The organism is Asticcacaulis sp. W401b, from assembly GCF_046503825.1.
Lineage (GTDB): Bacteria > Pseudomonadota > Alphaproteobacteria > Caulobacterales > Caulobacteraceae > Asticcacaulis.
The window spans coordinates 1-20,349 of the sequence record NZ_JBKFEE010000003.1; the positions used below are offsets into that span (position 1 = coordinate 1).

The 20,349-nt window shown below is 58.5% G+C and carries 11 protein-coding genes and 2 pseudogenes; 6 read left to right on the forward strand and 7 right to left on the reverse strand.

The window, feature by feature from the left end:
- The 3 genes from ACK8OE_RS07435 to ACK8OE_RS07445 form a co-directional block, all read right to left on the reverse strand.
- Window positions 1-547, reverse strand: a 547-nt coding sequence (locus tag ACK8OE_RS07435) for an IS110 family transposase (RefSeq protein ID WP_410272035.1), incomplete at its 3' end; no start/stop codon positions are given.
- 254 nt (window positions 548-801) lie between these two features.
- Window positions 802-2,475: a cation acetate symporter gene (locus tag ACK8OE_RS07440; protein ID WP_410272036.1), complete on the reverse strand. Its 1,674-nt coding sequence runs from the start codon at window positions 2,473-2,475 to the stop codon at window positions 802-804.
- Complete coding sequence (locus ACK8OE_RS07445; protein ID WP_013478242.1) at window positions 2,472-2,786, reverse strand: DUF485 domain-containing protein; 315 nt, start codon at window positions 2,784-2,786, stop codon at window positions 2,472-2,474. The genes ACK8OE_RS07440 and ACK8OE_RS07445 overlap by 4 nt, the downstream gene beginning before the upstream one ends.
- Before the next feature lie 236 nt (window positions 2,787-3,022).
- Here ACK8OE_RS07445 and ACK8OE_RS07450 point away from each other — a divergent pair, with 236 nt between their 5' ends.
- On the forward strand, window positions 3,023-3,910 hold the full coding sequence (locus ACK8OE_RS07450) for a peptidylprolyl isomerase (RefSeq protein WP_410272037.1): 888 nt from the start codon (window positions 3,023-3,025) through the stop codon (window positions 3,908-3,910).
- Window positions 3,911-3,970: 60 nt separating this feature from the next.
- Window positions 3,971-4,789: a hypothetical protein gene (locus ACK8OE_RS07455; RefSeq protein WP_290795430.1), complete on the forward strand. Its 819-nt coding sequence runs from the start codon at window positions 3,971-3,973 to the stop codon at window positions 4,787-4,789.
- 2 nt (window positions 4,790-4,791) lie between these two features.
- Here ACK8OE_RS07455 and ACK8OE_RS07460 read toward each other — a convergent pair whose 3' ends face one another.
- The 4 genes from ACK8OE_RS07460 to ACK8OE_RS07475 all read right to left on the reverse strand — a co-directional run bounded on the left by ACK8OE_RS07460 (window position 4,792) and on the right by ACK8OE_RS07475 (window position 8,031).
- Window positions 4,792-5,058: a hypothetical protein gene (locus ACK8OE_RS07460; protein ID WP_410272038.1), complete on the reverse strand. Its 267-nt coding sequence runs from the start codon at window positions 5,056-5,058 to the stop codon at window positions 4,792-4,794.
- A gap of 3 nt (window positions 5,059-5,061) precedes the next feature.
- Window positions 5,062-5,268 (reverse strand): hypothetical protein, encoded by a 207-nt coding sequence (locus ACK8OE_RS07465; protein ID WP_410272039.1) that lies wholly within the window; start codon window positions 5,266-5,268, stop codon window positions 5,062-5,064.
- Window positions 5,269-5,617: 349 nt separating this feature from the next.
- Window positions 5,618-6,634, reverse strand: coding sequence for a helix-turn-helix domain-containing protein (locus tag ACK8OE_RS07470; protein WP_410272040.1), 1,017 nt, complete (start codon window positions 6,632-6,634; stop codon window positions 5,618-5,620).
- Between the two features lie 890 nt (window positions 6,635-7,524).
- Window positions 7,525-8,031, reverse strand: coding sequence for an antirestriction protein ArdA (locus ACK8OE_RS07475; RefSeq protein WP_410272041.1), 507 nt, complete (start codon window positions 8,029-8,031; stop codon window positions 7,525-7,527).
- A 649-nt stretch (window positions 8,032-8,680) separates the two neighbouring features.
- Here ACK8OE_RS07475 and ACK8OE_RS07480 point away from each other — a divergent pair.
- From ACK8OE_RS07480 to ACK8OE_RS07495, 4 genes and pseudogenes are all read left to right on the forward strand, one after another.
- Window positions 8,681-11,560 (forward strand): annotated as a pseudogene (locus ACK8OE_RS07480) (DEAD/DEAH box helicase); the annotation flags it as partial.
- Between the two features lie 1,392 nt (window positions 11,561-12,952).
- Window positions 12,953-13,582 (forward strand): annotated as a pseudogene (locus ACK8OE_RS07485) (DUF1998 domain-containing protein); the annotation flags it as partial.
- Between the two features lie 3 nt (window positions 13,583-13,585).
- On the forward strand, window positions 13,586-16,372 hold the full coding sequence (locus ACK8OE_RS07490; protein WP_410272042.1) for a DEAD/DEAH box helicase: 2,787 nt from the start codon (window positions 13,586-13,588) through the stop codon (window positions 16,370-16,372).
- Window positions 16,372-20,295: an Eco57I restriction-modification methylase domain-containing protein gene (locus ACK8OE_RS07495; RefSeq protein ID WP_410272043.1), complete on the forward strand. Its 3,924-nt coding sequence runs from the start codon at window positions 16,372-16,374 to the stop codon at window positions 20,293-20,295. Before ACK8OE_RS07490 ends, ACK8OE_RS07495 begins: the two co-directional genes overlap by 1 nt.
- Window positions 20,296-20,349: the final 54 nt, after the last annotated feature.

Sequence of the window (20,349 nt, forward strand, 5' to 3'; positions counted from 1 at the left end):
CTCCCATCTGCGCGAACATTGACCGGCCAGTGGCAGGGATGGCGTCATCGTCGACGATCTTCGCCAGCAGGGCCGCAATGCACGCGGTGCCCTTGGCCACCACCACGCCGAACTCCGCCGCGTGACCGCGCAGGGCATTGATAGCCTGGGTGCGTTGCGAAACGACCATATCGCGATGTTTCAAGATCATGGCGTCAGCTTGCTGCTCGACCGTCTTGAGGGCGACTGAAGGCATGGTCGGACGCGCCGCAGCCTCACTGATGGCCTCGGCATCGTTGCGGTCATTTTTGGAACGCTTGACAAAGGGTTTGACGTATTGCGGCGGGATCAGTCGTACCTTGTGACCCAGGCCACCTAACACCCGCGCCCAATGATACGAACCGCCGCACGCCTCAAGCACCACCTCGGTTGGTTCTTGCTTGCTAAAGAAATCTTCAAATTGAGTTCGCTTCAGATCACGACGGAGTGCAGGGCGATCATGTTCATCAACACCATAAAGAGTGAAAACATGCTTGGACGTGTCGATGGCAACGCGCTTATAGTTCATTTGGGCGGTCCTTATGTTGGAGTGAGCAACCCAAATATGGCACAAGATGCCTTTGGGCCGTCCACCCCAACAAGGGTCATTGAAAGTGACTCTTGGTATTCCATTCGAGACTGTCTCATGTCGCTAATACATATGAGACAGTCTCGTGTCTTCAACGGCCGGATGCGGTCAGCATCTTCGGCCGTTGGTATAAAAATGGCCGCTCCGGGGTGGGAGCGGCCAGTCTGTGCGCAAACGCTTACTCGAACACGGTTTTAATGATCTACCGCCTCCGAAGCCCCAAGCCCCGTCTGTGAGCGGACGAACTGGGCAAAGAACTTCTCGCGCTCGGCCCTGGCCTTGGCGGAGGTGTCCGTCACCGAGAACAGCCAGATACCCACAAAGGCGGCGATCATGGCGAACAGGGCCGGATATTTGTACGGGAAGATGGCGGCTTGATGGTGCAGCACATCGACCCACACGGTCGGGCTCAGGACGGTGAGCGTCAGGGCCGTGATCAGGCCCATGGCCCCGCCGATGACCGCCCCGCGAGTCGTCAGCTTCGACCAGTACATGCTGAGGAACAGGATGGGGAAGTTGGTCGCTGCTGCCACCGAGAAGGCGAGCCCCACCATGAAGGCGATGTTCTGCTTCTCAAACACGATGCCGAGCACGATGGCTACGACACCCAGTACGATGACCGCGCCTTTGGAGACCGCCATCTGTGCCTTTTCATTGACGTTGCCGCCGCGCAGGACGTGGGTATAGAGGTCGAGCGCCACGGCGGAGGCCCCGGCCAAGGCCAGACCGGCCACGACGGCCAGAATGGTGGCAAAGGCGACGGCCGAGATGAAGCCGAGGAAGAAGTCACCGCCCACGGCCTTGGCGAGGTGCACCGCCGCCATGTTCGACCCGCCCAGAAGTTCACCCGCCGCGTCCTTGAAGGCGGGGTTGGTGCCGACCAGCAGGATGGCCCCGAAGCCGATGACGAAGGTCAGGATGTAGAAATAGCCGATGAAACCCGTGGCGTAGAAGACCGACTTGCGCGCCTCCTTGGCGTCGCTGACGGTGAAGAAGCGCATCAGGATGTGCGGCAGACCGGCGGTGCCGAACATCAGGGCCAGACCCAGCGAAATGGCCGAGATCGGGTCGCTGATCAGCACGCCGGGGGCCATGATGGCATCGCCCTTGGGGTGCACCTCGACGGCCTTTTCAAACAGGGCGGAGAAGTCGAAATTGACCGATTTCAGCACCATGACGGCCATGAAGGTGGCGCCGGACAACAGCAGGACGGCCTTGATGATCTGCACCCAGGTGGTGGCCAGCATCCCGCCGAACAGCACGTAGAGCACCATCAGCACGCCGACCAGCACCACGGCGATCAGGTAATCGAGCCCGAACAGAAGCTGGATCAGCTTACCCGCCCCGACCATCTGCGCGATCAGGTAGAAGGCCACGACCGTCAGCGAAGACAGGGCCGACAGGAAGCGGATCGGCTTTTGCCCCAGACGGTAGGAGGCCACGTCCGAGAAGGTGAACTTGCCCAGATTGCGCAGTCGTTCGGCCATCAGGAACAGGATGATGGGCCAGCCGACCAGAAAGCCGATCGAATAGATCAGGCCGTCAAAGCCGGAGGTAAAGACCTGCGCCGAAATGCCCAGAAACGAGGCGGCCGACATGTAATCGCCCGCAATGGCCAGACCGTTCTGAAAGCCGGTGATCTTTCCGCCGGCGGTGTAATAGTCCTTGGTCGAGGCCGAGCGCGCCGAGGCCCATTTGGTGATGCCCAGCGTCAGGACGATGAAGGCCAGGAACATGGCAATGGCGATGTAGTTGGTGCCTTGCTTCTGCACCTCGCTATTGATGGAATCGGCCAGCACCATGGCCGGGACCGCGCTGATTAGCGCGGCTCCGAACAGGGCGCGCCAGCTAAATGAGAAGCCCTTCATTGCCCGGCCTCCTCAAGGATTTGACGCACTTCGCGGTCAAATTCGCCATTGGCGCGCTGCACATAGATACCAGTGAGGATAAAGCACAGCAGGATCAGGCCGATGCCACCCGGAATGCCCCAGGTGAGGACCGCATCCGGCTGGATGCGCGTACCCAAAAGCTTCGGGTCAAAGGCGATCAGGCAGACAAAGCCGTAATAGGCCAGCAGCATCAGGGCCGACAGCGTCCAGGCAAAGCGCCCGCGCTTTTTGACCAGCGCCTGAAATTTGGGGTTGTCGTAGATACGACGATAGACCTCGTCGGAACTCATTTCGGGTTGTCCTTCCTGTTGTTTTGGCCTGTTTTTTGGGCCTGTTTTTGGCCTTCAGCCGTTTGTTCGTCTTCCTTATGGCGCGGAAGATCAGGGGAGGAGGGTAAAACAGCCCCGCCCCGGCGGCTATTCGACTTTAGTCGTCGCAAAATGCAACAGCCAATCGCGTGATTTTCCCACTTGCGGTCAGCCGGGGGCGGGATAAGGTTTCTGCTGTTATTAAAGGGGACGCACGCATGACCATCCGCACACTGAGCCTGGCTGTTTTTCTGGCTGTCGTCGCCACGCACGCGACGGCGCAGGACAAGCCTGTTACCCCGTCGTCTGTGCTGGAGAGCGCGCCTGCGACCGCCTGGAAGGATATCCCGGCCGAAGACCTGATGGTCATGACCTTGGCTGACGGGTCGAAGGTGGTGGTGCAACTGGCCACGACCTTTTCGCCGCAGCACGTGGCCAATGTCCGCGCCTTTGCCCGCGCGAAGTGGTGGGATGGCTCGGCCATTATCCGCTCACAGGACAATTATGTCAGTCAATGGGGCTGGCCAGACGAGCCGGAACCCAAATACCCGGAGGCCGTAAAGGCCGCGCCGCCCGCTGAGTATGAACAGCCCTTGTCCAAAGCCTTCCGCCCGCTGCCCTATCGTGACGCCTATGCGACTCAGGTCGGGCACGTGGACGGCTGGCCTGTGGCGACGGACGGTCAGGCGCAATGGCTGCCGCATTGCTACGGCATGGTCGGTGTGGCGCGCGGCCTCAATCCGGATACGGGGTCTTCGTCGCAGCTTTACGCCATTATCGGCCACGCGCCGCGCCATCTCGACCGCAACCTGGCTATGGCCGGGCGCGTCGTGTCGGGCATGGACGCCCTGAGTGCCCGTCCGCGCGGCACAGAGGCGCTCGGCTTCTACAAGACCGAGGCGGAGCGCACAAAGATTGTGTCCGTGCGCATCGCCGCCGATCTTCCGTCCACGGAGCGTCCATCTTTTCAGTATCTCGATACGCAAAGCCCGACCTTTGCCGCCTGGGTAAAGGCCCGCGCCAACCGCAAGGACGACTTCTTCGCGGTGTCGGCCGGAGCGGTGGATATTTGCAACGCTTTGCCGCCCATCCGCCAAAAACCGTAAAAAAGGGCTTTTGCGAAGCCCCCGCCCGTGCCAACACTAAAAAGGTTAACGGGTGGGTAGATGGGTTTGTTCCGGAAAATTATTGGCGCGGTGCTGAGCCTGATGCTGCTGGTCAGTCAGCTCTATGTGCTGGGCGGCACGCTGGATCAGCGTCAGCGCGCTGAGCGCCTGTCGCGGGAACTGGCGCGGCTGGAGCCGGAGGTGGGGCAGTCGAAGGACTTTGTCGCCCTGATGCAGACGCGCGACACGCCGGCCGTGCGCGCGCAGATGAACAACGACTATATCGACGCCAATTTCGAGCTGATTATGGAGCGCGTCTATCTGTATCTGCCGCAGGAAGCGCCGCGCAATATCCAGCCCGTCGGCTATATGGTGCGCGACCTGAGCGGCAAGCGCTTCGTGTTTGTGGCGCTGGAGTACGAATTTTCCGACCGCTGGATCATCGCCACCGTGACGGTCGAACCGGGCTCCGCGAAGCAGGCGGTGGCGGGGTTCAATATGAATACCTACCGCGCTTCGCTGTTTGAACGCACGGCCTTCCGCCTGAGCGGGCAGAGCATCGAACACTATGCGCTTCTGGGGCTGGCGGTCATCAACCTGATCTTCTGCGCGGTGACCTTGTTTATCTGCATCGCCGCCCCGCGCGTGCGCTGGCGCTTTGTGTGGATCGGCTTGATCCTCCTGGGGGTAGGGCTGATGAGCTTCAACTGGCTGGAAGGGCGTATGGCGCTGAACCTGTTCACGGCCAACCTTCCGCCGTCGCGTTTCAGTCTGGGCCTCTATCAGCCGCTGATCATCCTTCTGTCCATCCCGCTTGGGGCCATCCTGTTCTGGATGAATTTCCGCAAGCTGACTCAGCCCGACGCCAACCGCGTCTGACCTCAGAGCCTTACGACGCGGCTGTGGAACGGCTGCACCTGAACCTCCAGCTCGTGCGCAAGCCTCTGGCCCTCCGCGTGGCTTTCGTCCCTGATCTCGCAATCGATCAGCACGGTGATCGCCGCGGCGTGCGCCTCCAGCAGCGGCAGGGTCAGCGCCAGATCGCTGTTGGCCGTCAGCAAGAGGCAGGCCGAGGCGGCCACACGGCTGACCAGCGGGTAGCCGTAGGTCGTCCCCATGCCCTTGAGGTCGCCGTAGCGTCTCAGCAACTCCTACCGGCTCGCCTCACCGGGCGTCTGACAGGCGGCTTTAACGGCCCTGTTCAGCCGCATGATGTCGTCGGACAACCAGCCCTTGAACTGTGCTGACAGGGTGTGCAGGGCCTCTTCCACCCGCTCAAGCATGGCCGCGTCCGAAAGCGCGTCCCCCAGCTTGGCGTGCAGATCATTGGGAACCTCCAGAATAAGTGCCGTTTTCATGAGGGGGCACCGTTCGTCGGGTGGTGAGCAGGTGGGCTGACGGGACCTGTGCCCATAGCCGATGGCATAGCAAACATAGGGTTTGCTCCTCGTGGTTTGAGGGTAATACGGGCGCTACACATCCATAACGCGAATATCTTAAACCGTAATTAACGATACTGTACGCTGCCTCTAGTATCGTGAATTTGAAGTTCGCTTCATTTTGATATCGAGAGCCGGGCGAACTTCAAATTCGAAAACGATACGAGTTACAATAATTTGCTAGTGTCCTGTTGAATCTGAAATTCGCCAGAGAGCGATAACAAGCACATGCGAATTTCAGATTCAGGACACCAGGCCCGCACCGTGGTTAAGGCTTGTGCGCGCGCAGGGTTTCCTTGGGGGTTTCTCCGAACCGGGCCGTATAGTCTTTCAGGAAGCGGTGGCGGCTGGAATAACCGCACTCCGCCGCCAGCGCCGAGATGGTCCCGCGATAGGTGCCGGAGGTCAGAATGGCCCGGATAGCGTCAAGGCGGACCTTCTTGACGAAGGCGGACGGGCTCATCCTCAGACTCTGCTCAAACCCGCGTTCGAGTTTTCTCAGGCTGACGGCGCAGAGTTCGGCCAGTTCGCGGATGGTGAGGGCGTCGCGATAGTGGTGGACGATGTAATTGCAGGCCTTGCGGATATAGGGCGGCACCCTGTCGGCTTCGGACAGGCGGCCATGGCGGCGCATCACATTGGGCACCAGATCAAAGACCAGTTCCCCCATGGCGGTGACCAGGGCATGGCGCGTTTCTTCGGACAGCACCGAAAAGACCGCCTCGGAATCAAGCCCCGACATCGTGCCGACCAGCGCCGGGATCAGGCCAAAACCCGGCATGCTCTGTTCGATTACCTGACGGAAATCGGTGCGCAGACGATCAAAGCGACCCGTGCGCCGCGCAATAATGCGCCGCACGCATTTGTTGCTCAGGCGCAGCGATACCGAGCGCGCCACACGATCGTGGGCCATAAAGGACTGACGCAGTTGCTCACACTGCTGGTACATGATGGCCTGTCCCTTGCCGATTTCGACCGTCTGATCGGCAAAGGTGTGGCTCTGGCGGCCTTCCAGCGGAAAGCTCATAATGATGTCGTCGCCGGGCGTATGGGACGTAAAGGACCAGTCCGCCGTAGTCTCCACCATGGCCAGCTTCAAATAGACAGGGTCCTTGAGATGACGCGACTCAATAGAGGATAAATTCAACCGCCAGTTTAAAGGCTGCGCGGGATCGGGTTGCTGGGCCGTTATATCGCAGTAACGGTGCAGAATCTGAGCCAAACCCTCAAACGAATCCCCGCTGAATTTCCAGTCCTCTCGCGGTAAAGTGCTGTTATTTGACATGTGCCCCACTCCTCAGCGACGGGTAATCGTATTCGGAATGTATCGTAAGAGGCGAATTTGCGGCGTGTGCGTCAATCCCCGGTGATTTGTTCCGATTGCGACATGCGGCCCTTCTGTCGCGGTATTTAGGTGCCGTTGCCTTGTCGGAAAAACCCGCCAGCTACGCCCTTTTACGAGGATGAGACCTGAAAATCTCCTTATAAAATAAGCTTATCCACCCTAGTTGCGCGGGGAACAGGGAATCACCCTTCGGCGGCTACGTCTTACAAAGACTGCGTCGGAAGGTCCCTGAAAACGCATAGCGCTTATCAACCCTCAGGGGAATGCGGCAAACTGAGGCGGGTTTGACAGGTTGACCTTATCTGAGGAGAGGCGGCGCGGGACAGTTCGCGCTGAGCGGGTCGGCTTTCGCGCAGGACGTCACCGGCGGCGCCTGACAGCTGTCACTGAAAGGGCGTGACGGCGTTTAAGCAAACGACCCCTTCGCCTTTATCGCAAGGCGATAGTGCGATGCCATGTCGGGGAGATAGAGGCTTTTGTGATAATTGAGCCGGGCTGGATGAGCCGAGTCACAAAACGGACGTTAGTGGCCTTCTAACGTTTAAAGTGCCAGTTTTTCTTGGATTTTTTAACCTTGGGCGGATTTCAGCAAACAAGGTAGTGGTGCGCTTAGGTGACTCGAATTCGAGAAATAACCTATTGAATTCAAAACTCATTGGTGGAAGAAAAAAATGAAAGGCCCCCAAAATGGCCCCCAAGACCAATGTGTTGTCTCTGTTACAGTCCTCAAAAATGATTCAGATCACCAAAATTGCACATGTGAACGGGCCAAATAGCATCGGTGTAGCTGACACAATTGGCCGGATCATTCACCCTCTATGCTGACACGCTCACCCGCATCTGTAAATGTATCGGGCACCGTCAAGCTGGGTTTCTCCATATTCAACGCTGAGGTCACGGGCGATGGCGTCATAATCAATGTAGTTTCGCAGCGGCTCCGGTATCTCGCCGTAGAGCCCTTCTTCGACAAACTGCGCTGCCAGGTCAGCGAGGCTGTCAGCCTGGTAAAGTTCGACCTCGAACTGATCCGGCATGTCGTCGCCAAGCTTGAATTTGTAGCCGACCTCGCCCACCGCGATGATGACCTTGATTTTCTCGTCATCGTTCCAGTCGGTCGCGGCTTCAAGGAAAGACTCATGGTTCGCCTGATTGACGCCCAGGGCCTCGAATAGCTTGGCATCCAGGTACTCGCCATCGATGAACTGGATTTCAAACTCTTCAACGGCCTGGCCGTAGTCGTTTTTCAGCTTCACGGCCTTGGCGGAATATTCCGACGCCGTGTCGAAATAGAAGCCGCGCGCGCTGATGTCGTAAGGCTGTGCAAACAGTGTGGTCATGGTCATTTCCCTCTTTGGCTTTGGGTTGCGCATAGCAACCCTTGGCTCCCGCCGAGGGTGGGGGTAGCAAACGCAAGGGCGATCAAGGCCGAGGGGTATCACCCGCCTGCACAGAGCGTAGCGAAGGAAGGCAGGGGATACGGCCTTGATCGTTCATCGAAGACCCTTGCGTGCGCGAGGGGCAACGCCCCTTAGGTCTCCACTGCGATCATCCGGAAGAGAACTGAGGGAAGCTATTACTTAAAAAAGACGTTCTCAAGCGACTCAACCGTTAAGTGTCGATCAACGGATTTGAGCCGTTGAAACGTTTCCTGCTTTGCTTGAGGTCGATTGTCGGTTGAAATCTATGGATCGGCATACTACCGATGTCTTAATATGAGTCAGGGGCAATTTCGTGGATATTTTCAAGCTTGATAATGAACTTATTGAAAATTATGCGTCTTTTGCGCGGTCATTTTCCGAGATTCGCGCCCCTGAAATTAGAACACAAATAGATGCTGCTTACTCATCAGGCAGGTACTGGCCGGAACCTCTTATTACTATCAATCCGAGGTTTGAGGCCGGAAGAACCGTATCAGAACTCGTAGCCGAGGGTGTTCTCGATCCCGCTATGCAAGAGATTTTTGCAATTGGGCCGACCCGTTTGCCGATGTCCTTGTACAGCCACCAAGAACGAGCCATCTCTCGCGCCAAAGCCAATGAAAGCTATATAGTTACCACGGGAACGGGGTCCGGAAAATCCCTGTGCTTCTTCCTGCCGATTGTAGATGCCATCATTCGAGCGCGGCGCGCTGGTGAGCCGAAGCGCACGCGGGCCATCATCATCTACCCGATGAATGCCCTAGCCAATAGTCAGCTTGAAGAGCTGGAAAAGTATATCGGTGAGTCCGGCTTATCAGATGACCTTAAACCCACTTTTCGTCGGTATACCGGCCAGGAAAGCGATGCTCAGAGAGACGAAATAGCGCGGACTAAGCCGGATATTATACTGACGAATTTCATGATGCTCGAACTGCTCATGACGCGGCAGGACGGTCGTGATCGCACAGTGATGGCCAATGCCGAGGGTTTGCAGTTCTTAGTGCTAGACGAGTTGCACACGTATCGTGGCAGGCAAGGTGCCGATGTTGCTATGCTGGTGCGGCGGGTGAAGAATCGTCTCGCGCCCGACCAAGAATTAACTTGTATCGGCACGTCCGCAACGATGTCGAGTGCTGACTCCGATGACGAGCGTGCCGCAGCAGTTGCCAAGGTAGGCTCGAAGCTGTTCGGCCAAACCATCAAGCCGTCATCCATTATCGACGAAAGGTTGGTTCGAGCTACCGACCCCAAAATTAATGCGTCCACTCTTGGCGAGCCCTTGCGTAAGGCTGTGCTGGCTTCGCCGCCAGCCATGGCGACGGACGAGGAACTTGCGTCTCACCCGCTGGTCTGCTGGATCGAGACCGAGATTGGACTCGATGACCGCGAAAAGCTTCGTCGCCGCAAGGCGATAACCCTATCGGTAGCGGCAGAAAAACTTGCCGAGCAAACCGGGCTCGAAAAATCCCAATGCATGACATCTCTGATGGATATGCTGACCTTGATCGGCAAACCAGAAGGCCAGCGTGGCGGCACCAGGGACCGCGCCTTCTTAGCCTTTAAGCTGCATCGTTTCATCTCCGGGGCGGGTCGCGCTTTCGCGACTCTTGAAGGTCGCGATCAGCGTCGCGTGGTTCTAGACGGACAAGTCTTTCATCCAGACGACCAGAATGCGAGGCTGTATCCTCTGTTTTTCTGTCGAGAATGCGGGCAAGAACATCACAGCGTTCGCCTGGCAATGACGTCAGCGGGGCGGCAAGTGATCGCTCGTCCGATTGATGAACCTGCAACAGACGATGCAGGTGAAGATGGTTCACTCACAGGGTTCCTCGTGCCGGCGGTAAATGAAGCTTTCGACTTTTCCGGCGCTGTAGAAGACTATCCCGACGACTGGATTGAGGTGACCGCGCCCGATCGTCCTGCGCGCCTAAAGGCGACCCACCGACGCAAGCATGAAGGCCAAGAACTTAGCATTCTCCCAGACGGCTCAGTCTCGGAAAAAGGTACGAAAGGCTGGTTCTTCCAAGGCAAGTATCGGTTTTGCCCGCAGTGTAAGCATCAACCGTCGCCCCAGGCACGCGACATCAATAAGCTGGCCGGCTTGTCGGCTGAGGGCCGCAGTTCCGCAACCACCCTCATCGTCTCGACCATTCTCGCGGAGATGGAAGCGGACAAAACTTTCAAGAAGCATAGCCGCAAATTGCTGGGCTTCACGGACAATCGTCAGGATGCCGCTCTTCAGGCCGGGCACTTCAACGACTTCATATTTGTGTGCCTATTACGTGGCGCAATCTTGCGCGCCACGATCGATGCAGGGGACAGGGGATTGGCCGATGCGCGGTTTGGCGAAGCAGTCCGCAGGGCCCTGGGCTTTGAGCCGGACTATCAGGCCCGTCTGGCCGAGTGGATGGGCGATCCCAACGCCAAGGGTTATCAGGCGAGGCAAGGCGCAGAGGATGCGCTCAATGCTGTCCTGGCCCATCGTGTTTGGACCGATCTGCGCAAAGGCTGGCGTTTCACCAATCCCAATCTCGAAGAAACGGGCCTAATTGAAATCAAATTCCCTGGCCTAAAAGAATTGGCGAGTGATGACGTTGAATTCGCTGGCAATCCGCGTCTGGCCAATCTCTCGGCGGCACAGCGTGAAAATCTGTATAAAATTCTCTTTGGCTTTATGCGAAAGGGTCTGGCCGTCGCAACGGAAAGCCTTGATCGCACACGGGTTTTGCAAGTCGCCCAAGATTCCCGCAGCCATCTACGTGACCCCTGGCTAATTGATCAAAATGAAGAACGCGAAATCCGTAGCGCCTCTGTGTTCATGATCACCCCTCCCGATCGGGCCGACCTCCGGGCGCGGGACGAAATGGCTATTATCCGCGGCGGCTGGCGCACGAGTCTGGGCAAGGCGTTGCGTCACAAAGATATCTGGGGCGTCCAACTGCCAACGGCCGAATATGATGAGCTGTTACTGACCCTGCTGGCGGCCGCCGAGGTCCATCAAATTGTGCGTCGCGTGTCATCGCTGGGATTTGACGTTCCTGCCTGGCGTCTAGCTTCCACGGCACTGCGCGTACATCCCGCCGATCAGCGTGCCGATGGCAAGCGCGAAAACCCGTTTTTTAAGGCCCTGTATATTCAGGTAGCCAACATGCTGTCACAGGACGGCCCACTTCCTTATGCGTTTGAGGCACGCGAACACACGGCACAGGTGGATCAGCGCGTTCGGTCTTGGCGGGAAGATCGCTTTCGATACGGTCACACCGAACAGGAACGCATCAAGGTCAATCAAGGTGACATGCGCCAGGAGGGCGAGCCGACCAGTTTCCTGCCCGTATTATTCTGTTCGCCGACCATGGAACTGGGGGTCGATATCAGCGCCCTCAACATGGTTTATCTGCGCAATGCGCCGCCGACACCAGCGAACTACGCGCAACGTGCGGGTCGTGCTGGCCGTAGCGGCCAGGCGGCGTTGGTCATCACCTACTGCGCGGCCCAATCGCCGCACGACCAGTATTATTTTACCAATAGGACAGGCCTGGTCTCCGGAGTTGTCAAGCCCCCGGCGCTCGATCTCAGCAATCGCGACCTGTTGCGCAGTCACCTTCAGGCAGAATGGCTAGCCGTCGCGAAAGTGCCGCTGCAACCGGCGATCCCGGCCAATTTAGACATGACGCAAGTTGGCCTGCCGATAGCGTCGCACATTACCGAAGCTCTTGATAAGCTGTCGAAAGATGGCCGGGCCAAACCGATATTACGGCGGATTGTTGACGCCACTGTCAATGTCATTGACATGACAGATGCGCCCTGGCTGGAAGACATCGACTCCTTTGTCGCCGAAACGGACAGGGAAGCCGCATCACGCCTGACGGCCAGCTTTGAGCGCTGGCGCGATCTGTACCAAGGTGCCAAGCGAGAGCAGGATGAGTCCAATCTTATCCAGACTCGCACCTCCTTCCGACCTGGCGAGCGCAAAGAAGCGGCTCGGCGTTATTATCGTGCAACCGAGGAACTGGATCTGCTGGAGCGTGGTGACTCAACCAACAGCTCGGACTTCTACACGTATCGTTATCTGGCGACCGAAGGGTTTTTGCCTGGCTACAACTTTCCTAGATTGCCTTTGTACGCCTTCGTACCCGGTACGAAGCGAGCCTCAGTTCTGCAAAGACCACGATTCCTGGCCATTTCAGAGTTCGGCCCAAACAGCCTCATCTATCATGAGGGAAGGGCCTTCCGCGTTGTGAAGGCGAAACTACCATCCCACGGCCGGTTCGATGATGGCAAGTTGACCACGACAACTTTGATCCTCTGCGACAGGTGCGGCGCGTCTCATGGCGACGACCGGATCGAACGTTGCCACGCCTGTGGTGGCTCCCTAGCCGGGGGCACTCGACTCGATAATATTTACAAGATTGATAATGTCGAAACAGCGCCCTCGCTGCGAATTACAGCCAATGACGAGGACCGGCAACGCCGTGGCTTCGATGTACAGACGGTCTTCCAGTGGACGTATGACCAGGGCCAACTGGATGTCCGTCACCTTGAACTTGCCAACGCGGATGGACGGTTGCTGTTCGTCGATTACGGTAACCGAGCCAAGCTCTCGCGGATCAATAAAGGCCTGCGCCGAAGAGCCGAAAAATCGATAAACGGGTTCAACATCGATCCATCGACAGGGCGGTGGGTATCCGACACAAATAATGATGACGATGGCGAAACCGGCGATATCGGCACGACGGGGGCACAGCGCATTGTCCCCATCGTCGAAGACTATAAGAACGCCATGCTGCTGCGTCCGGCATGGGAACTGAACCTGTCCCAGATGGCCACGCTTCAACACGCCCTGGTTCGTGGCATCGAAATTACTTCTGAACTCGAGGAGGGGGAACTGCTCGGAGAGCCCTTGCCCAGCCGTGATCAGCGCAATGGCATCTTGCTTTACGAAGCGACCGAAGGCGGCGCCGGTGTTCTGAACCGATTGGTTTCGGACGCAGGCAGGATATCAGAAATCGCCCTCGAAGCACTCAAGCTGATGCACTACGATCTGGATGCTGAGACGGGCATCTTGACTGAGCAGAATGATGCCTGCGTAGCAGGCTGTTACCGTTGCTTGCTCTCATATTTCAATCAGACCGATCACGAATTGATCGACCGCCGTGACGAACAGGTGAGAAACTTCCTTTGCGAGATTGTTTCCGCCACGGCGGATGCTGCACCCCAAGCGCATCCAGCGAGCGTTGACGGCTGGCAGGATGCCCTGATGGCCTGGGGCCTACCGAGGGCATCTTCGCGTGTCGTTGCTGGCGAGATTTATGATCTGTACTGGCCGGCTCAATCTGTTCTCGCCACTAAGGGAGCGGCATCGAAAAGTCTCATTGAAGCTTGCCGCGACCTAGGAATCGACGTGGTCGAGGTTCCCGTCGCACCACCATCCTCGGTCCCTGCCGAACTTGGCGCTTACTTTAAAGGCTAGATCATGGACGTTAGATTTGCTCCCGGTGATCTGATCGAGGCGCGCGGTCGCGAATGGGTGGTTCTGCCCTCGCCGGACGACGGTATTCTGAATGTACGTCCGCTGTTGGGCTCGGAGGAGGACAGCCAGCGTCTTCTACTTGCCCTTGAGCGCGACCCAGTAAAGCCTGCGACCTTTGCCTTGCCTACACCGACCCAAACCGATACCCAGGACGGTGCCCGACTGCTGGCAGACGCCTTGAGGCTGTCCTTGCGCCGAGGCGCTGGTCCGTTTCGCTGTGCCGCACATCTAGGTGTCGAGCCCCGAGCCTATCAGCTCGTCCCCCTAATGATGGCGCTGAAGTTGCCAGTTGCGCGCCTACTTATTGCTGACGATGTGGGGATCGGCAAGACCATCGAAGCTGGTCTTATCGTCCGCGAGTTGCTCGATCGTGGCACGATAGACCGCATCGCCGTACTATGTCCGCCGCACCTGGTTGACCAGTGGGTAGCCGAGCTGGAGGAAAAGTTCGACATCGACGCGGTGGCGGTGACATCTTCGCGGGCGCGGAGTTTGGAGCGAGGTCTTCCAGCAGCCCAGAGCTTGTTCGAGGCCTATCCATTTACGGTTGTCAGCCTGGACTATATCAAGTCAGATGGCCGACGCGACGACTTTGCCCGTACCTGTCCATCTATGGTCATTGTAGACGAAGCCCACACCTGTGTCGGCGGCGAAAAGGGCCGACATCAGCGCTACGAACTTCTGCAAAAGCTCGCGGCCGACAAAGACCGCCATCTATTGCTGCTGACCGCTACGCCCCACAGCGGCGATGAGGCGGCCTTCGACCGTCTGCTCAGTCTGATCCATTCTGACTTTGCACATCGTCCAGAGACCTTGGATCGCAATATTCAGGAACGCTATCGCGAACGCCTAGCCCAACACTATGTCCAGAGACGACGTCCAGACATTACCGAAGGCGGATGGCAAGAGCGGCGGGCTTTTGCCCAACATCTCAAGGCCGATGCGCCTTACAATCTTACGTCCGACTTCCTGACGTTTAATGAGCGCGTCATTGACTACTGCCTAAGTGTCACGGACAGGGCTGGTGGTGATCAACGCCGTCGTCGTCTGGCCTTCTGGGGCACCCTGGCCCTGATGCGTTGCGTAGGGTCGTCGCCCGCCGCAGCCGGCAACGCGTTACGGAACCGACTGACAGGCTTGTCGGACGAGGACAGCATCGAACCTATCGTGTTCGACGAGGTTGACGGCATGATGGACGAGAGCGACCTCGAACCCGGCACGCCCAATAGTGATGACGAAGAACACCAAGCTTTACGAGAGTTGATAGCCCTAGCCGACGCACTTGACGCGAAACGTGACAAGGACCCCAAGGTTAAAAGCCTCGTCTCCGAGTTGGAAGACATTTTGAAGAAGGGGGCTCGACCGGTCGTGTTCTGTCGGTTTATCGCCACAGCTAACGCACTGGGGGAACAACTAAAGAAGGCTTTTCCGACCTACGAAGTTTCTGTTGTCACTGGCGTCCTGCCGCCGGAGGAACGCCGTCAGCGCGTCTCGGCCCTGGATACCTTTGAAAAGCGCATCCTTGTCGCCACAGATTGTCTGTCGGAAGGCATCAATCTGCAAAGCCTCTTCGATGCCGTCATCCACTACGATCTCAGCTGGAACCCGACCCGCCACCAGCAACGTGAAGGTCGCGTCGACCGGTACGGCCAAAAATCGAAGATCGTCCGCTCCATCACCATGTTCGGCGAGAATAGCGCCATCGACGGCGCCGTGCTGAGTGTTATCATTCGCAAGGCTGAGGCTATTCAGCAGGCCACGGGCATTTCCGTACCTATGCCGGAAGACAATGAAGGCGTCACCTCAGCTTTGATGCAGGCATTGCTTCTGAAATCTTCGACGCCGCGAAAGCAGTTGAGTTTCGACTTCGGTGCAGCGGCTCAGCGCTTCGATATCAAATGGCGCGATGCCGAAGAAAACGCCAAGGGCAGCCGCGCCCGCTACGCCCAGGGCCGCCTGAAGCCAGAGGAGGTTTTGCCCGAATGGCAAAAGATGCGTGCCTTGAACGGCGGCGCGGACGAGGTCGCCCGGTTCACCCAACGTGCCCTTAGCCGGGTCGGCGCCGACCTGGGCAAGAAGGGCAGCCACAACGTCGTCCACTTTGACCCATTACCACAAACCTTGAAGGATCGACTGGAGGCCCGCGGTTTCAAGGGCAGTCGCGCTATTACCTTCAATGATGATCCCCAGCCGGACGTCATGTATATCGGTCGCGCCCACCCCTTAGTCGCGGCTTTGGCGGAAAGCATGACCGAGGGCGCTCTTGACCCACGCAGTGCTTCGTTCAAACCCTTGGGTCGGACGGGGGCGTGGCGGACGCGGGCCGTCAGCCAATTAACGACGCTTCTGGTCATGCGACTGCGTTTCAAACTGGTGACCAGCGGCCGCCTTAACCGGCTGATGCTTGCCGAAGAGGCCACCTGCCTGGCATTCGGTGGCGCGGGCAGTGACGTGCTGGCGAAGGGGCCGGGCGCCCTGGAATTGCTTGAACCCGAGGCCTCCGGCAATCTCGACCCGACGGCGATCGAGCGTCAGGTCACCCGCGCTCTGGAACGCTACCCAACCTACACCACAGCCATTGCCGGGTTCGCGGCCGAACGTGCCGCTGTGCTATCCGACGACCATCTGCGCCTGACAGAAGCCGCCCGGGGCGGGGCCACGGTTGAAGTCCAGCCCGTCTTGCCCGCCGACATCATCGGCATCTACGTCCTGCTGCCGGAGGGCGAATAATGGCCCGTCACCAACGCCGCGACAGCGACAGTGGCCTGACCGCTATCACAATCGAAGGCGGTCTCATCTCCCCGGCGCAACTGGCCTTGATTGCCGCGACGCCGCCGGACCTCAAGACCGCCGCCGACTACAACTGCCCAAAGGGCACCAATCTGCGCGACGAAATCACCCGCTACTTTCGTATCGCCCAGGCCCATTGGCAGGCTTATGCGCGGATCGAAAACCCCAATGCCGTGCAGGTGGCTCAGTTCGCCAAAGCCGTGCTGGAAGGCGCCTTCGGCTTTGAACATCTGACGGGCCCCCATCGCCACAGCCACGACGACCATACCTACCGCATTGCGTGGGAAGGTCGAGGTGGTCGCATCCCGGTGGTTGTCGCCGCCCCGCTCAGCAACGGTGACGGCTTCAACAAATCCCTGCCCGAACTGGGCGACGAAGGCGGCACCATCGCGCGTCGCTCTCCGGTCGTGCTGCTGCAAGACTGGCTCAATGCCAACGACCAGGCCATGTGGGGCCTGTGTTTCGCCGGTGATCGTCTTCGGCTGATGCGCGACAACGCCAGTCTGACGCGGCAGTCCTATATCGAGGCCGATCTGAGCGCCATTTTCAAGGACGAGATCTTCTCTGACTTCACCGCCCTGTGGCTGCTGATCCATGCCACCCGCTTCGGCGGCGAAGGCCAGCCGACGACCGACTGTGCTCTGGAACGGTGGCGTGAAGCCGGTCAACAGGCGGGCACTGCTGCGCGGCAACGCCTGGGGGCCAATGTCGAAGACGCCCTCTTGGCCCTGGGGCAGGGCTTCCTCGACGCCAATCCGCACTTGCGCCAACGTCTCGATGACAACAGCCTGCCGATGAAGGCCTTGTTCGAGCAGATCCTGCGCATCGTCTATCGCCTGATCTTCCTGGCGGTGGCCGAAGATCGCGACCTGCTACACCCCCGTAACACCGCCATGGCCTTGCGCGATCTGTACAAAGACGCCTACGGATTTGACTGCCTGCGCCAACGCGCCGGGCGGCGATCCGCCCATGACCACCACGCCGATGCCTGGGAAGGCATTCTGGTCACCTTCAAGGCCCTGGAATACGGTGAAAAGCGGCTCGGCCTGCCGGCCTTGGGCGGTTTGTTCAGTTCGGACCTGACGCCCGATCTCAACGCGGCGCGCCTGCCCAACAAGGCGTTCCTGACCGCCATCTTCCGCCTCAGTTTCCTGATCGACAAGGGGCAGCGCGTTCGCATCAACTGGCGCGACATGGCGACCGAAGAACTGGGCTCGGTCTATGAGGGCCTGCTGGAACTGGTCCCCATCCGTGAAGACCATGGCCGCAAATTTAGCTTCGCCGGTGGCGCGGAGCAGAAAGGCAATGCCCGCAAGACCAGTGGAAGCTATTACACCCCCGACAGCTTAGTTCAGGCCTTGCTCGACTCCGCGCTTGATCCCGTGCTCGACCGTGCTGAGGCGGAAAATGGCGCCGACGGCATCCTGAAGCTGACCGTCATCGACCCGGCCTGTGGTTCCGGCCACTTTCTGCTGGGGGCCGCGCGGCGGATGGCCAACCGGGTGGCGCAGATCAGGAACCCTGATGCCCCTGACTACAACGCCGCCATGCGTGACGTGGTGCGCAACACCATCTATGGCGTTGACCGCAACCCTATGGCCGTTGAACTGACCAAGGTCGCTTTGTGGATCGAGACGGTTGAGCCGGGCAAACCGCTCGGATTCCTTGATGCCAATATCCGTTGCGGCGACAGCCTTCTGGGTGTGTTCGACCTGTCCGTACTGGACAAGGGTATCCCCGACGCCGCCTATAAGGCCCTGAGCGGCGACGACAAGGAAGCCTGCAAGATCCTGATGAAGGTCAACCGCAATCAGCGTGGCCGGACCGACCAGGACCTCACCGGCATCAACGCCCCCGCCGACCTGGCTGCCGCCCAGGCCAGGGTCCACGCCATGACCGAGGACACCCCGTCCCAGCTCAAGGCCAAGGCGCAAGCCTTTGCAGCGTTGCGCCAGGGGACCAACTGGTGGGCCAAAAAGACCGCCTGTGACCTCTATGTCGCCGCCTTTCTGCGCCCCAAACGGCTAATGGCCGGGACGATCCAGGGCATTCAGGTGCCGGACAAGGTACCGACCACCCACGACGTCAAGACAGCCTTATCGGGCGCACAGGGCAACCCGCAACTGACCGGATTGGCGGTCGAACTGGCTGGGGAGGCCTACGCCTTCCACTGGCCGCTGGAATTTCCGGACATCTTCGAGGCGGGCGGTTTTGACGTGGTGATCGGCAATCCGCCGTGGGAACGCATCAAGCTGCAAGAGAAAGAGTTTTTTGCCGCCCTCGACCCCGATATCGCCACTGCTCCCAATGCCGCCGCGCGCACCCGGCTGATCAACGCCCTGCGCGACGCCGCACCAGAAACGCCGCAGCGCGTCCTCTACGACCGTTTCGAGGTCGCCCGCCGCTCGGCCGAAGCCGCGTCGGAATTTGCCCGCGTACCCGGCGAAGACGGTGGCCGCTTTGCGCTGACCGGACGCGGCGATGTCAACACCTATGCCCTGTTTGCCGAACACTTTGCCCGCCTGACCAACCGCAGGGGCCGGTCCGGCGTCATCGTGCCGACCGGCATCGCCACCGACGCCACCACCGCGCCTTTTTTTGGCAGTCTGGTCGATGGCCAAAGACTGGCCAGCCTGTTCGACTTTGAAAACCGCGAGGCTCTGTTCGAGGGCGTCCACCGTAGCTTCAAATTCTGCCTGCTGACGGTGGGCCACAATATCGCCCTGGCGCAGTTTGCCTTCTTCCTGACCGATACCGCCCATCTGCTGGAAGCCGAGCGCCGCTTTACCCTAAGCCCGCAACAGATCGCCCGCATCAACCCCAACACCAAAACCGCGCCGGTGTTTCGCTCACGCCGCGATGCCGAACTGACGGCGAAGATCTATGACCGCGTGCCGGTGCTGATCCACGAGGCGCAGGGCGGAGCAGGTAATACCTGGCAACTAGACCTCGCTAGTCGCATTTGGCATATGTCAGAAGATTCGCATTTGTTTCGTACTGCCAATCAATTGGAAGCATTGGGCTTCAAACTGGTTGCCCCAAATTATGAAAAGGCTCTGGAGAGATTTATACCGTTGTACGAGGCTAAGATGGTTCATCACTTCGACCATCGCTGGTCCACGTACAAGGGTGCTGACAGCGTTGACGTAAGTTTAGATTCAAAGGCCAATGCGAATTTCGAAATAACTCCTCGCTACTGGGTTCCAGAGACAGAAGCGTTGGAACGATTGGATGCTAAAAATTGGAAATGTAAATGGCTAACTGGTTGGAGAGATATTACAAACGCTTCCAACGAACGAAGTATGATTGCTGACATTTTTCCCCTTTGCGGCTCAGCAGACACGTTATTGCTAATGTTTCTGAAAAATGGCGACGCGGAACACGCAGCACTATTAATCTCGTGCTTATCAAGCATTACTCACGATTACTGCGTCAGGCAAAAAATTGGAGGGACACATCTCAAATTTAATGTGTTCCAGCAACTGCCTATTATCCCACCTGCGGCTTATTCTGGTGTTGATTGTAGGTTCGTCATCCCGCGCGTGCTGGAACTGACCTATACCAGCCATGCCATGGCCCCCTTTGCCCGCGATCTGGGCCATCACGGCCCGCCCTTTGCCTGGGACGAAGACCGCAGAGCGCTGTTGCGCGCCGACCTGGATGCCTTCTATGCCCGAGCCTACGGATTAACACGGGACGAACTGCGATATATCCTCGATCCCGCCGATGTCATGGGAGAGGATTACCCCTCCGAAACCTTCCGCGTGCTGAAAAATAAGGAAATGCGCGACTTCAAGGAATACCGCACCCAGCGCCTGGTCCTGGAAGCGTGGGACCGCCTGGAGGCGCAGGAATGGTCATGAGCACGTCAAAATACCTGACCGATACAGTCCTCGTCAGCGTAAAATATGTTATTG